This window comes from Micromonospora sp. RP3T (assembly GCF_003027925.1).
Classification (GTDB): domain Bacteria; phylum Actinomycetota; class Actinomycetes; order Mycobacteriales; family Micromonosporaceae; genus Micromonospora.
In genome coordinates this window covers 77,180-91,256 of record NZ_PYPS01000002.1, presented here as the reverse complement: position 1 = coordinate 91,256, position 14,077 = coordinate 77,180, and the positions used below count along the sequence as shown (strand labels likewise).

Annotated in this window: 10 protein-coding genes; 5 read left to right on the top strand and 5 right to left on the bottom strand. The window is 73.2% G+C overall.

All coding sequences use genetic code 11. From position 1 onward, the window contains the following. The first annotated feature begins 34 nt into the window (after positions 1-34). Together C8054_RS02340 and C8054_RS02335 are read left to right on the top strand one after the other, a co-directional pair. A complete protein-coding gene (locus C8054_RS02340; protein ID WP_233219449.1) occupies positions 35-1,159 on the top strand; it encodes a glutamate--cysteine ligase in 1,125 nt (374 codons plus the stop codon). Positions 1,160-1,279: 120 nt separating this feature from the next. Next, the gene (locus tag C8054_RS02335; protein WP_233219473.1) at positions 1,280-1,879 is read left to right on the top strand and encodes a nitroreductase family protein; all 600 of its coding nucleotides are present in this window, start codon (positions 1,280-1,282) and stop codon (positions 1,877-1,879) included. On the opposite strand, the gene C8054_RS02330 is transcribed toward C8054_RS02335, so the two are convergent. The 3 genes from C8054_RS02330 to C8054_RS31915 all read right to left on the bottom strand — a co-directional run bounded on the left by C8054_RS02330 (position 1,863) and on the right by C8054_RS31915 (position 4,677). Next, positions 1,863-3,407, bottom strand: a complete 1,545-nt coding sequence (locus C8054_RS02330; RefSeq protein ID WP_107155012.1) for an NAD(P)-binding domain-containing protein — start codon at positions 3,405-3,407, stop codon at positions 1,863-1,865. The two genes, C8054_RS02335 and C8054_RS02330, sit on opposite strands and share 17 nt — an antisense overlap. An 86-nt stretch (positions 3,408-3,493) precedes the next feature. After that, complete coding sequence (locus tag C8054_RS02325) at positions 3,494-4,519, bottom strand: cupin-like domain-containing protein (protein WP_199199491.1); 1,026 nt, start codon at positions 4,517-4,519, stop codon at positions 3,494-3,496. After that, on the bottom strand, positions 4,516-4,677 hold the full coding sequence (locus C8054_RS31915; RefSeq protein ID WP_158273781.1) for a hypothetical protein: 162 nt from the start codon (positions 4,675-4,677) through the stop codon (positions 4,516-4,518). Before C8054_RS31915 ends, C8054_RS02325 begins: the two co-directional genes overlap by 4 nt. A 207-nt stretch (positions 4,678-4,884) precedes the next feature. Between C8054_RS31915 and C8054_RS02320 the strand changes: the two genes are divergently transcribed. The 3 genes from C8054_RS02320 to C8054_RS02310 all read left to right on the top strand — a co-directional run bounded on the left by C8054_RS02320 (position 4,885) and on the right by C8054_RS02310 (position 10,767). Further along, positions 4,885-8,034, top strand: coding sequence for a hypothetical protein (locus C8054_RS02320; RefSeq protein WP_107155011.1), 3,150 nt, complete (start codon positions 4,885-4,887; stop codon positions 8,032-8,034). A 100-nt stretch (positions 8,035-8,134) separates the two neighbouring features. Continuing rightward, positions 8,135-10,087, top strand: coding sequence for a sensor histidine kinase (locus C8054_RS02315; RefSeq protein ID WP_107155010.1), 1,953 nt, complete (start codon positions 8,135-8,137; stop codon positions 10,085-10,087). Further along, the gene (locus C8054_RS02310; protein ID WP_233219448.1) at positions 10,084-10,767 is read left to right on the top strand and encodes a response regulator transcription factor; all 684 of its coding nucleotides are present in this window, start codon (positions 10,084-10,086) and stop codon (positions 10,765-10,767) included. The genes C8054_RS02315 and C8054_RS02310 overlap by 4 nt, the downstream gene beginning before the upstream one ends. Before the next feature lie 113 nt (positions 10,768-10,880). Here C8054_RS02310 and C8054_RS02305 read toward each other — a convergent pair whose 3' ends face one another. Together C8054_RS02305 and mtnA are read right to left on the bottom strand one after the other, a co-directional pair. After that, positions 10,881-12,839 (bottom strand): bifunctional aldolase/short-chain dehydrogenase, encoded by a 1,959-nt coding sequence (locus tag C8054_RS02305; protein ID WP_107155221.1) that lies wholly within the window; start codon positions 12,837-12,839, stop codon positions 10,881-10,883. A gap of 28 nt (positions 12,840-12,867) precedes the next feature. Next, positions 12,868-13,878 carry an S-methyl-5-thioribose-1-phosphate isomerase gene (mtnA, locus tag C8054_RS02300; protein WP_107155009.1) on the bottom strand — a complete coding sequence of 337 codons (1,011 nt, stop codon included), beginning with the start codon at positions 13,876-13,878 and terminating at the stop codon, positions 12,868-12,870. Positions 13,879-14,077: the final 199 nt, after the last annotated feature.

Below are 14,077 nucleotides of genomic sequence, written 5' to 3'. Positions count from 1 at the left end.
AGGGGTCGGCGGCGTGGTGACTACGGAACAGGGCGTGCCAACCTCCGTACCCCGGCTCGGTGTCGAGGAGGAGTTCCTCGTCGTCGACGCCGCGCACCGCGGGGTCGTGCCGGAGGCGGCCACCGTCGTCGACCGCGCCCGCCCGGCCCTCGGCCCACGGGTCGACGGTGAGATCACCAAGTTGCAGGTCGAGACCCGGACGGACCCGTGCCGGAGCCTCGACGTGCTGCACGCGCAACTCGTCGACGGACGGGCCGCGATCCAGTCCGCGGCCCGGTCCGCGGGTCTGCGGGTGCTCGCCAGCGGCTCGCCGGTGCTCGGTCGCGCGGTGCCGCCACCCGTCACCGAGGGGCCCCGCCAGGACCGGGGCACCGCCACCTTCCGGGGGCTGCACGACGAGCTGGCCATCTGCGCCCTGCACGTCCACGTGGAGCAACCCGACCGGGACCGCGCCGTGCTGATCGGCAACCACCTGCGCCCGCACCTGCCGGTGCTCCTCACGCTGACCGCCAACTCGCCCTACTGGTCCGAGCGGGACACCGGCTACGCGAGTTGGCGCACCATCACCTGGGGGCGCTGGCCGGTGGCCGGCCCACCGCCGTACCTGACCTCCGCGAAGCAGTACGACGACCATGTGGACACGCTGCTCGAAGCGGGCGCGCTGGTCGACCACGGCACCGTCTTCTGGGATCTCCGCCTGTCGACGAGGCACCCCACGTTGGAGGTGCGGGTGGCCGACGTCCCGCTCACCGCGCCCGAGTCCGCCGCGTTCGCCGCCCTGGTGCGGGCGTTGTCGGTCGTCGCCGGGGAGGCCGTCGACCGGGGTGACGAAGGGCCACGCCCGGCCCCCGAGCTGATGCGACTGGCATACTGGCGGGCCGCCCGGGACGGGATGGGCGGCCAGGGCGTCGACATCGCCACCGGTCGCCCCGTGCCGGCGGCGACGCTCGCCGAGCGGCTGGTGGAGCGCGCCCGCCCGGCGCTCGACGAGGCGGGCGACCGCGAGCGGGTGGAGGGCTGGCTGGCCGGGCTCGCCGACTGCGGCGACGGCGCGACCCGCCAGCGGGACGCCCGGGCGCCGCGCGGGCGCCTGACCGACGTGGTCGACACGATCGCCAGGCACACCGCGCCCGAGCGCGAGGAGCGCACCTCTGAGTAACGACAGGGCGGCCACCGCCGGGACATGCTGGACGCACCTGATCAGGGGAGGTTCCAGGTGAACGACACGAGCCTGCTGCCCACGGTCCCCGTCCGGCACCGTCGCCGCCCGCCGGCGGACATGGTGCGCGAGGCGGAGGCGTTCGCCGACCGGATGGCCCAACGCCGCTCGGTCCGCGACTTCGCCGGTGACCCGGTGCCCGCCGGCGTGGTCGAGGCGGCGATCCGGGCCGCCTCGACCGCGCCCAGTGGCGCCAACGTCCAGCCGTGGCGCTTCGTCGTCCTGACGGATCCGGTCCGCAAGCGTCGGCTGCGCGAGGCCGCCGAGGCCGAGGAGCGGGCGTTCTACGACCGCCGTGCCTCGCCGGATTGGCTGGCGGCGATCGCCGGGATCGGCACCGACTGGCGCAAGCCGTTCCTGGAGACCGCACCCGTCGTCATCGTCGTGTTCGAGGTCCATCAGGGACCGAACAGCCCGAAGCCGTACTACGTCAAGGAGTCCGTCGGCATGGCGGTCGGCGTGCTGATCACCGCGCTGCACCACGCCGGCCTGGCCACCCTGACCCACACGCCCAGCCCGATGCGGTTCCTCAACGAGGTGTGCGAGCGTCCGCCGGAGGAGCGTCCGTACGTGGTGATGCCCGTCGGGTACCCCGCCCCGGACGCCCGCGTCCCCGACCTGACCCGCAAGCCGCTCGACGAGGTCATGGTCTGTCGGTGAGGTCCTCGGTCAGGAAGTCGACGAGCGGCCCGACGTGTCGGTCCGGGCGTCGCCACTCGGCCAGCAGGTCCTCCAGCAGATGCTGCTCGGCGAGCAGTTCGGCGCCGCGGTAGCGGCGGATCACCGGGTGGATGAAGGCGCTCTCCCGGGCCCGGTCGGGCGTCGGGTGCCGGTCGATGGCGAAGACGTCGCCGTAGTCGTCGCGGCCCCACCGCAGCGCGAGCGTGTACCAGTGCGTGGCGGTCCCGAAGCGTTCGACGGCGTAGTCCTCCGGCAGGTCCTCGTAGTGCTGGAAGTCGCCGGTCACGTCGTCGCGGACGAAGACGTCGCAGAGGTACTCGAACTGCGTCCACAGCGCCGAGGACCAGTTGACCCGGTCGAGCATCAGCTTGGTCAGCGACGCCGGGTCCGCGGGCGTCGTCGCGTACGGCAGCGGCACGTCGTCGTACCGCTCCCGCAGCATCCGGGTGAACGTCCGGAGGTTGTACCGGAATCCGTCGATGAACGGCGAGGAGGCGTGCTTGACGTCCCGGTCCTGGGCGATGGTGCCGGCGAAGTACAGGCCGTCGACGTTGCGCGCCTGCCAGTCCGGGCGCAACCCGGGCATCCGACCGTCGCGCACCATCTCGGGACGGCACGACTCGTCGAACATCGACGTGTCCATCCGGAAACCGGTGCACCTGAGCACGGTGTGGTAGTCGAGCTCGGCGGTCTCCCCCTCGGCGTGGGTGTACGTGATCGACACCCGGAACCGCCCGTCGACGGGCCGGATCTCGTCGATCGTGCAGTCCAGCACCGAGTGCAGCGTCTTGAACTGGTAGCTGTCCAGGATCGCGCCGTACTGGCCCCGGACGTCGCCCGGGTGCTTGGTGTTCCACGCCAGTCGCAGCGGCTGCCGGCTGGCGAGGTGCACCATCGAGGCCCGGCCGAGGATCGCCGACGCGGTCTCGAAGGCGGAGTTGCCCTTGCCGATGATCAGCACGCGTTGGCCGTCGTACGCGGTGGGATCGACGACCATGTCCTCGTACCCGACGGCGTGTTCGATCCCCTTGATCGCCGGCACGAACGGCCGGCCCCAGCCGGTCGCGACGATCAGGCAGGCGGCGCGCACGTCACCCCGGTCGGTGCGCACCGTGAAGCCGTCGCCGGTCCGGCTGATCCGTTCGACAGTCGTGCCGTAGCGGACGTTGAGCTGGTGCACCCGCTGGAACTCGGCGAGGTAGCGCACCAGGTCGTCGGCCGCCGGCAGGTACTCGTCGCTGAACCGCGGGAAGAGCAGGTCCGGCTCGTCGTTGAGCAGCGAGTTCCAGTCCCAGCGCAGGCGGATCTCGGGGTCGGTGCTGTCGGTGTGCACCTTGTTCAGGGAGATGAGGCGACGGTGCCGCGGGAACCGTCGGAAGAACCCGCCGGGGGCGTCGCCCCGTTCCAACGTCAGGTAGTCGGCGCCCTGCCGCTGGAGGTAGTAGCTCAGTTGCAGTCCGGCGGGTCCCGCCCCGACGATCACGTACCGGTGTTCGCTGCTGACCATGCCGCGCCCTTCGACGGAGAGGTGAGTCCATCGACCATGGAATGTGGAGCGAGGCGTGTCAATGCCGGATGGGTCCCGCCCCGCCCTCACCGGTCGGCGCGGTCGGTGGCGAGGGCCGCGGGTGGGGTGGCCATCCGATGGTTCTGGCCGGGAACCCGGAAGTGGTGGAACGTAACGGTGGCGCTGAGGTCGAGCGCGTGCACCCAGTGCCACCAGCCGACGGGAATGAGCAGCATCTGGCCCGGTTCGAGGATGGTCTCCAGCACGGTGGCCTCGGCGTAGCGGGGATGCCGGTCCAGGTCGGGTCGGGCCGCGTCCACCGCGCTGAACGTCCCGCCGCGCGGATAGACCAGGTGCCGCTGGTACGACGGAACCAGCCGGACGTGCTTGCGGCCGAGCACCTGGCAGAGCAGCACGGTGCTGTTGTCGACGTGCAGCGGGGTCACCGTGCCGGCGGGGCCGAGCAGCAGGTGTCCCCCGCCGGCGGGATCGACGAGATGGCCCGGTGACCGCACGTCCTCGGCGAGCGACCGGAGCGAGCCGGTCCAGTTCTCGTTACGGGGCACCATGTAGTAGTCGTTGGTGCGCGTGCCGGAGCCCAGCAGCGCCAGGTAGTCCCGGAACGGCATGGTGGTGCGGTGCCGGTCGTACTGCCAGGCGTGGTCGGGGTTGGCCTCGCGGCCGGTCATCACCTCGACCACGGCGTCCGGGCAGCGACGGGCCATCGCGTCCAGCGTCCAGTTCCGCGCCGGCCAGTCGGTCATCAGGCCGTCGAGGACCACTGGACGGTTGGCGTAGTAGTAGCGGCCGAAGAACTCCGCCGCGGTGATGTCGACGCGTCGTTCCAGCTCACGACCGCCGTCGTCGTCGCGCAGCACCCGGTAGGTGTCGAGCACCGACTCCATCCAGTCGTAACGCAGCGCGAGCCGTCGGCAGACGGCGTAGTACGGGTGCGCGTCCAGGGCCGCCAGTTCCGCGTCGACGGCGTCGGCGTCCGCACCCGCGGCGACGGCCGCCGCGCGGGCCGGCCCGGCGGCGACCCCCATCGCCAGGTTCTCGACGAGCCACTCCCGCCAGGCGGGAAGCAGGCCCGGCGCGGCGGCCACGGTCACCGGACGACCACCAGGCGCACCGGCGCCGGCGGTACGCTCCCGTCCGCGCCGGCCACGGTCGGCGGCGGGGTGAGCCGGGGCGCCCGGGTGTACTCGGAGCAGTTGACGTAGGAGTTCTTCACGTGGGCCGGGATGTGGTCCGGCGAGGTGTCGGTCATGCCGCGTAGTCAATCGCCGCGCTGTCCCGGCCACCAGGGACGCCGGTCCCGGCCGACCCGGGACGACGACACCTGACCGGACGGTGGAGGTCCCGCGTCCCGCCCGGAGGGGACATCCACACCTGGCCGACGGGACACCGCCCGTCGCAGGCTGCGCTGCGCGTCCACCGACCCCCGGCGGACGCGGAGCGATCCGGAGGAAACCCAGTGGGTGTGATGGTGTGGGCTCCCCGCCGCCGACGGCGGTGGCGGGCGCTGGTAGCCGCGGTCGTGGCGGCGGTGGTGGTGATGTCGCCGACGCCGGCCGTGGCGGCGGAGGACCCGGTCGACTTCCAGGCGGCGAAGTTCCACGACGGCGTGTTCGCCGCCTACCTGCGAGCGCACAACGGTGGCGTCGCGGGCCTGAAGAACCTGGTGCTCACCGCCGAACTGCTGGACTGGCGGGGGCACCACCCCGGCGCGTCCCGCGACGACGTGGTGCGGCACCTGGTCGCCACGCGGCAGGCGGTCAACGCGGCGGGCATCTCCGACACCACCGCCCGAACCACGTACGCCACCATGATCAAGGTGATCGACGCGCTGTCCGGCATCCCCGGGGTCAGCATCGGCGCGCCGATGGTCAAGGGGCTGCTGGACGCCACCGTCGGCGGCACGATCACCGCCTCGGCCGAGGTCGAGGACGCGGTGACCAGCGCCTACCAGAACTACCGGTGGATGGACGCGCTCTACGCGCAGCAGGAACGCGCGTGGGGGCAGCTCACCCGGGCGGCGGCCCAGGACGCGGACCTCGCGGCGGCCTGGGACGGGGAGATCGGCGCGCAGCTCAACGTGCGCGCCACCGCGACCACCGAGCAGCTGCTCGCCGACCCGCTGCTCGCCTCCTTCGTCAACACCGAGGCGATCCTGGAGCACCTGGGTAACGAGCAGGCCTACCTGGCGGCGCTGCGCGCGCAGCTGAGCGGGGCGCTGGACCAGGTCGCCGCGCAGAACGCGCAGATCATCGACAAGCTGGCCGCCGCGGACCTGAAGTATCCGGTCGGCCCCGGCCCGAAGCCGACGCCGCAGGACTACACGGCCGCGCTGGCCGAGGCCGCCAGCCGGCAGGTGGCGATCGACGCCGCCGACTCCGCGGTAACGATCCTCGCCACGCTCGCCGGGTTCGCCGACGCGAAGGCCGGCAGGGACGTGCTGGCGATCGGCAAGGCCGCGGTCGGCATCGCCACCGCGATCAACAAGTACCTGCCGACGGTGGCCGGGCTCAGCCTCAGCGACGCCATCGGGTCGCTGAGCACGGTGGTGCTCACCGGCAACGTGCTGGGCGCGGTGATGACGCTGCTGCCGCTGTTCATGGGTTCCGGCCCGAGCGAGCACGAGCTGGTGATGCAGGAGATCGGCAAGCTGCGCGAGCAGGTCGGCGAGCTGCGTACCGAGATGCACGAACGGTTCGACCGGGTGGAGGCGATGCTCTCGGCGATCTACGACGACGTCATGTCGGTCCTGCTGAAGATGCGCGACGACATCGGCGTCGTGATGCGCGACATCGAGGCGATCAAGCACCAGATCTACGGGCTGGAGACCAAGGTCGACCAGCTCAGCCTCTCGATGCAGGAGGCGCTGAAGAAGAGCGCGCTCGCCGACGCCGAGTACGTCATCAACACCTACGTCGGTTACAAGGCGCGCACCGGGCGTCCCCTCTCGGTGGCCCAGTACGACGAGACGGAGGGCCGGCTGTTCACCGCCGCCACCTCCACGGCCGCGGGCGCGCCCTTCGTCCTCACCCCGGCCGAGTGGTCGCAGTCCACGATCGAGCCGGTGAAGGTGCTCGACGAGAAGACCCCCTACGGCGCCATCGACTACCTGTCCTACCTGGCCCGCAAGTGGGACCCGGGGTATCCGGCCACCGTGAAGACCCCGCACGCCGGGGTCTGGACGATGTCGACCCGGCCGTTCACCGCGCTGGCGTTGGAGAACCCGACGCTGGCCGGCGACATGACCGGCGAGGACTCGTTCGCCGCCCGGATCGGCCGCTCCGGCCAGCAGATCCTGGACGCCAGCAGCCGGTTCAGCCGGCCCACGGCGGACGGGCACCGCAACGCGTTGTTCACCGGCCTGGTGGACAACTACAAGAGCGCGGTCAACGCCCAGTCCGCCGAGCTGCGCAAGGTGCGCGACGAGGCCACCGGCGGCGGCTACAACCCGTGGTACGGCCCGGACCAGGCGCCGCCGACGCGCCTGACCAACACCCGGTCGTACTGGACCGCCGACAAGCCGCGCAGTTACAACGCCGACGCCAAGATGTCCGGGTGTGCGCCGTTCAGCCCGCTGCCGCGGGTGCGCATCCCGAGCAACGTGAACCTCGGTGACCTGCCGAACGCGTTCCAGCTGCTCGCCCACGGCACGAACCGGCAGTTCGAGCCGCACTTCCGGCTCTGCTACGACGCGGAACTGGTCAACCACGTGACCACCACCGGGCCGCGCGCCGAGATCACCAAGGCCGACCTCCAGTTGACCGTGCACGCGCAGATGAGCGTCAACCAGGGCAACTTCTGGATGGACGTGCGGACGTGGCGCAACACCAAGAGCGCCGGCATCGTCTGCTCGTGGAGCACCCGGGACAACCCGCCCACCGGCTACTGCTACGACGAGGTCTACTACATGACCTACAACGACGAGTCGGTGCACCTGCCGGCGTTCGAGACGGGTGCGCGCTCGGCCGACAACCCGGAGCGGCTGACCATCGCCCGCACGTTGGGCGACCGGATGCTGTGGGGCAAGCAGAAGCGCTACTACCAGTTGGTCAACCAGAAGTTCGGCGACCCGGTCTCGGACCTTCGTAAGGCCGGCAACAAGGTCACCGAGGCGTTCCGGCTGCTCCAGGCGTACACGAAGCTCGGCTTCCCGGTGGCGTTGGACTCCGACGCCTCACTCAGCGGCTACCTGCTCGGCGGGAACCTGCTGCCGAGCGACCACCGCCACCCGGGCGCGCCGATCGGGCGGGAACTGCCGGACACCCACATCAGCCGGGCGTACCAGGTCGCCGAGGCCGACTACGCGCCCTGCACCCAGGCGACGCCGGGTGACCCGTGCCCGGAGTCGATCTCCGAGATCGACCCCCGGGTCGGGCAGGCGCCCATCTTCAACACGGCGTGCTCGGGCGCGGACAGCCCGAACTCGCCCAACGAATATCTGGGCAACTGCATCCACGCGGTCGCCATCGAACGGGCGGGTGAGCTGGCGGCGGTCTACGAGACGTACTCGCAGCGTCTCGCCGCGAACGTCTACCGGGAGCGGTTGCCCGACGTCGCCACCGTGGTCGACCAGCTGAAGGTCAGCGGCAAGGCCGTCGCGCAGAGCTGACCCCCGGACGACGGGCCGGTCGCCTCGACCGGCCCGTCGTCCGGCTCACGCCGTTTCGGTGGTCCCGCCGACGGCACCGGACTGACACAGTGGACCCGACATGTCGAACGCACCCGGGACGCGGCGGTGGGCCGCGTGGACCGTCCTCGCCCTCACCGCCCTGCTCAGCCTCGGCGCGGTCGCCGCCTGGTCCGTGGTGACTCCCCCGTTCACCGCCACCGGGCTCTACTCCCTCGTCGACCTGCTCGACGGCCTCGTCTACGGGGCGGTGGCCTGGTTGATCCTCAGCCGGCAGCGCACCGGCAGCCGGCTGCCCGGTGTGATCGCCTGCGCGGCGGCGCTGGGCAGCGCGCTGTCCGCGTGCGTCGCCCAGTGGCAGCTCGCCGTCGGCGGACCACCGCTGCTGGCCGTCCTGCACCACGTGGCCTGGGTGCCCGGCCTCTACGCACTCGTCGTGGTCATGCCCTGGTTGCTGCCTGACCGGCCACTCGGCCGCCTCGACCGACTCGCCGCCGCCACCGGTCTCGGCTACGTGGCGTTGACGACGGCCGTGCTCGCCACCGCGCCACCGCCGCTGGGGGCGCTCCCGCTACCGCCCGAGCTGCGCGAGGTTCGGGCCGCGCTGCTGCGCCCGCTGGCGCCGGTCCTGTCGTGGGCGCTTGTCGGTCTCGGCCTGCTGGCCTGCGCCGGGTTGGCATGGCGGTGGCGGCGGGGTCCCGCGCCGCAGCGCCACGGCCTCGGCTGGGCGACCGCCGGCAGCGCGCTGCTCACCCTCAGCTTCGCCGCCTCCCTCCTACCACCCGTTGTCCCGTCGACCGTGCCCGCGCTGCTGATGCTCGCCTCGCAGGCGTTCTTCCCCGCCGCGGTGGCGGTGGTGGTGCTACGCCAGCAGTTGTGGGGGCTGCGGGTGGCCGTGCGCCGCACCCTGGTCTGGTATCTGATGACCGCCGTGGTGATCGCCGGCTACTGTGCCGCGGTGGCCCTGCTCGACCGGTTGCTGCCGCGTGCCCTGCCGCTGCCGCAGCTCGTTGTGACCGCCGCGCTCGCGGCGGCCTTCCAGCCGATCCGCCAGGCGGTGCAACGACGGGTCGACCGCCTCGTGCACGGCGAGGCGTCCGAACCGCTGCTACAGCGGGTGGTGCACAGCGTCGGCAGCACCACCGACATCGGCGCGACCATCGCCGCCGCACTGCGGCTGGCCGAGGTACGCATCACCGAGCACGGCCCACCACCCCCACCCCACGACCACGGCCCTCCGGTCGCCGTGCCGCTGACCAGCGGCGACCGACTGGTGGGCCACCTGCACGCCTGGCCCCGGCCCGGCGAGCTGCTCGACGGCCGGACCCGTGAGTCGCTCGCCGTCCTCGCGCCGGTGGTAGCCGCCGTGGTGGACCTCGCCGGCACCAACCGGGACCTGGCCCGGTCACGGCAACGGCTGGCGGAGGTACGCGACGAGGAACGCCGGTCCCTGCGCCGGGACCTGCACGACGGCCTCGGCCCGGCGCTGAGCGGCATCGGGTTGGGGCTGGCCGCCACCCGCAACCTGCTGCGCCACGACCCGGACCGGGCGGAGGACCTGCTGGACCGGTTGACCGACGAGCTGACCGCCCGCGCGGCGGAGGTCCGGGAACTGGCACATGGTCTGCTGCCCCCGGTGCTCGCCGACGGCGGCCTGGGCCCCGCCCTGGACCTGCTCCGCGACCAGTACGCGCGGGCCGGTCTCCACGTCGTGGTGCACGGACCGGCCGTCCTGGACCCGTTGCCGGAGCTGATCGCCACCGCCGCCTACGGCGTCACCGCCGAAGCGATCCGTAACGTACAGCGGCACGCCGGCGTGGACCGGTGCACCGTCTCGCTGGACCGGCTGCCCGACCGGTTACGCGTCACCGTCACCGACGACGGTCGGGGCGTGCCGGCCGGCCCCACCAACCACGGGGTCGGCCTGCACGCCATGCGGGAGCGGGCACAGGCGGTGGGTGCGACCCTGACCGTGCGACCGGCCGGGGCCCGCGGCACCACCGTCTGCCTGACGATCCCCCTGGAGCGGCCGTGAGCGACCACCCGATCCGCGTCGTCGTGGTGGACGACCACCCGGTCTTCCGACTCGGCATGAGCGCGTTGCTCGACACTCTGGTCGGCATCGAGTGCGTCGGGGAGGCCGCCGACGCCGCCGACGCTCGCACCCTCGTCGCCCGGGTACGCCCCGACGTGGTGCTGATGGACCTGCACCTCGGCCAGGGCTCCGGGATCGAGGCGACCCGCCTGCTGCGCCGTGACCACCCGACGGTCCGGGTCCTGGTGGTGAGCATGCTCAACGACGACGCCTCGCTGGTCGCCGCGCTGCGCGCCGGAGCGCGCGGCTACGTGCTGAAGGGCGCGTCGGCCGCCGACGTGGAGCGCGGCATCCGGGGCGTGGCGGGCGGCGACCTGATCCTCGGCGCGCCGCTCGCCGACCGGGCGGGCGCGCTGCTCGGCGCCCGTGCCGACGGCCCGTTCCCGCAGCTCACCGACCGGGAACGCGAGATCCTGGTGCTGCTCGCCCGGGGCCTGGCGAACCCGATGATCGCGCACCGGCTCGGGCTGAGCGCCAAGACCGTGCGGAACAACGTCTCGGCGATCCTGGTCAAGCTGCACCTGGGCAGCCGGGCCGAAGCCATCGCCCTGGCCCGTGACCACGGGCTGGGCGCGCCCGGCCCCGCGGAGGCGCCACCGGTCGACGGCCGGCGCGCGTGACCCTCCGGCACAACCAACCACGCCGACGACAGGGAGTCCACCGACCACGGTCCGACCCCGAGGAGCGGTGACCGTGTCCGGTCGTCGTGCGACCGACCCCGACCGTCGGTCCGTCAGATCACCCGCTCGTTCCCGCCGTCCACACTGATCTGCGCCCCGGTGGTGGCCGCGAACGTCTCCCCGCAGAGGGTGGCGGCCAGCTTCCCCACCCGGGCGCTGGTGATCTCGGCGCCGAGCAGGTTCCGTCGCTTGTACTCCGCCACGGTCAGCCCGTAGTGCCGGGCCCGGGCGTCGAGCACCTCCGGGCTCCACAGCCCGGTGTCGAAGACCGCGTCGGGGTGCAACACGTTCACCCGGATCCCGTCGCCCGCCCATTCCAGCGCCGCCACCCGCGCCACCTGTGTCACCGCCGCCTTCGAGGCGGAGTAGGCGACCGCGCCGGGGCCGGGGGCGAGGGCGTTGCGGGAGGCGATCACCACCACCCGGCCGCCACGGGGCGCGAGCGCGAGCAGCGGGTGGGCCCGGCCGAACAGGTGGGCCACGGACTCCGCGTTGACCGCCATGGTGCGCTGCCACCCGGCCGGGTCCGGGTCGGCGATCGCCCGGCTCGGCGGGAAGATCCCGGCCGCCGCGACGACGATGTCCACCCCGCCGAAGCGGTCGACCGCGGCGTCCAGGGCGGCGTCCACGGCCGCGGCGTCGGTGACGTCGACGGTCAGGCCGAGCCGGGCCGGCCCGTCGGCCGCGCCGACCGACGGGTCCCGGTCCAGGGCCACCACGCAGGCCCCGCGCGCCAGCAGCGCCTCGGCGCAGGCCCGGCCGATGCCGGAGGCCGCCCCGGTCACCACCGCCACCTCGCCGGCGAACTCCGGTGTCGGTCCGCCCCGCCGCAGCTTCGCCTGCTCCAGCTCCCAGTACTCCAGGTCGAAGATGTCCTCCGCCGGCAGCGCCCGGTAGCCGCCGACCGCCTCGGCGGCCTCGATCACGTCGACCGTGTGCCGGTAGATGTCCCGGGCCATCAGCGTCTCGGCCGCCGACCGGCCGGTGGTGAGCATCCCCAGCTCCGGGTCGAGGATCACCCGGGGCGCCGGGTCGAGCATGGTCAGCGTGGTGCGGGCCCGGGGGCGGTGCCGCTCGACGTACCGGCGGTAGGCGTCGGCGTAGCCGGCCGGGTCGGTGCCGACCAGCGGGATCCGTTTGGTGCGCAGCACGTGGTCCGGGGTGACCGGGCCCCGGGTGGCGACCGCCGCCAGGTCGGGCCGGTCCAGGAAGGCCCGCACGGCCGGGTCCTCGTGGCGGCTGAGCAGCATCGGGGCGTCCGCCGTGGCGGAGACGTCCCGACGCAGCCGGGCCAGCCGGACCCGGTCCACCGGCCGGGGCGGGACCGCCGCGACCGGAGGCCGGGGCAGCCCCATCCGCTCCTCCGCCCGGCTGATCAGGTCGATGTGCCTGCGGTACGCCTCCTCGGCGTCCGCGCCGAAGGTGAAGAGCCCGTGGTGGAGCAGCACCATGCCGACCGTTCCGGCGTGCGCGTGGGCCGGGTAGAGGTCCGCGCACCGCCGGGCCAGATCGAACCCCGGCATCACGTACGGCACCACGACGACACTGTCGCCGTAGAGTTCCCCGACCAGCCGCGCGCCGTCCGGCTGGTTGGTGAGGGCGAGCAGCGCGTCGGCGTGGCTGTGCAGCACGACCGGGTGCGGCAGCAGCGCGTGCAGCAGCGTCTCCACGCTCGGGTCCGGCGCCCGCGCGTCGAGCCGGGCGCAGCGCAACTCGTTCATCATGTCGCTGTCGCCGAGGCGCTCCAGCCGCAGCAGCGCCCGCAGCCGCTCCAGCCGCAGCGCGGTGAGGCCGGACGCGTCCATCGTCGCCAGGTCGGAGCCGCTGCCCTTGACGTGCAGCACCGCCACCGGCTCCCCGGTCAGGTCGGTGACCGTCGTCTTGACCGAGGTGTTCCCCCCACCGTGCAGCACCAGGCCGGGGTCGGCCCCGAGCAGCCGGGACGCGTACACGAGTCGCGCGATCGGGGCGGAGCCGTCCGGGGCGTCGGCAGCGGACCAGCGGTTACGCATCGGGGTGTGCACTCCTCGGGTCGGTGGGTCAGCTCCGGCCGATGGGGTCGTCGGGGCGACCGCCGGCGGCCGGCAGGATGACCCGACGCTCGGTGACGATGGCGGTGACCAGGTCCGCCGGGGTCACGTCGAAGGCGTAGTTGAGCGTGCCGGTGCCCTTCGGGGCCAGCGCCACCGCCCCCAGTGCGGTGATCTCCTCGGGGTCGCGGACCTCGATGTGCACGTCCCGGCCGGACGGGGTGGCGAGGTCCACCGTGGACTCCGGGGCGGCGACCACCATCGGCACCCCGGCCCGGGCCGCCGCCAGCGCCAGCGGGTACGTGCCCACCTTGTTGATCACGTCGCCGTTGGCGGTGATCCGGTCCGCGCCCACCACCACCGCGTCGACCCGGCCCTGGGCGAGCACCGACGCGGCGGCCGAGTCCACCACCAGGGTGTGCGCCGCGCCCATCTGGGCCAGCTCCCACACGGTCAGCCGGGCGCCCTGGAGCAGCGGGCGGGTCTCCGAGGCGTACACGTGGGTGAGCGCGCCGTGCTCCTGGAGGGACCGGACGACCCCGAGGGCGGTGCCCCACTCGACGGTGGCCAGCGCGCCGGCGTTGCAGTGCGTCTGCACGGCCACCTGCGGGCCGACGGTGTCGACCAACCAGCGGGCGCCGCGTTCGCTGAGTTCCCGGCAGCAGCGGATGTCCTCCGCCAGCACGGTCAGGGCCTCGGCGAGGGCCGCCTCGGCGCCCTCGGCGTCGAGGCGGGCGCGGACCCGGTCGACGCCCCAGGCGAGGTTGACCGCGGTGGGGCGGGCGCCGCGGAGCGCGTCGACGGCCTGGCGCAGCTCGGTCGGGTCCGGGTGTCGTCGGGCGGCGAGCGCCACGCCGAGCGCTCCGGCGACGCCGATCGCGGGCGCGCCCCGGATCGCCAGGGACCGGATCGCGGCGATCAGGTCCTCGACGGTGTCGATCTCCAGGAACTCGACCTCGTGCGGCAGCCGGGTCTGGTCGATCGCGACGATCCGGTCGTCCCGCCAGTCGATGGTCCGCATCCGTACCCCTCACCGCCCGGGTTGCCGATCATACGTCGACCACAGCAGGAGAGTTCCCCACGAATCGAGAGCTGTCAACAGCTCGTGCCGGACCCCGCACGGAACGCGATGTTCCCGCCGGCCGGCGACCGCGACCTCCCTCGATGCCCCGGCCGGGGCGCCCCGCCCGGGCAGCTTTGCAAAAATGGTTCCCGCTCCG

Bases quoted from the DNA above. Each gene is read 5' to 3' on its own strand.
- C8054_RS02305 (WP_107155221.1), bottom strand. From the start codon at position 12,839: ATGCGTAACCGCTGGTCCGCTGCCGACGCCCCGGACGGCTCCGCCCCG.
- mtnA (WP_107155009.1), bottom strand. From the start codon at position 13,878: ATGCGGACCATCGACTGGCGGGACGACCGGATCGTCGCGATCGACCAG.
- C8054_RS31915 (WP_158273781.1), bottom strand. From the start codon at position 4,677: ATGACCGACACCTCGCCGGACCACATCCCGGCCCACGTGAAGAACTCC.
- C8054_RS02330 (WP_107155012.1), bottom strand. From the start codon at position 3,407: ATGGTCAGCAGCGAACACCGGTACGTGATCGTCGGGGCGGGACCCGCC.
- C8054_RS02315 (WP_107155010.1), top strand. From the start codon at position 8,135: ATGTCGAACGCACCCGGGACGCGGCGGTGGGCCGCGTGGACCGTCCTC.
- C8054_RS02335 (WP_233219473.1), top strand. From the start codon at position 1,280: ATGGTGCGCGAGGCGGAGGCGTTCGCCGACCGGATGGCCCAACGCCGC.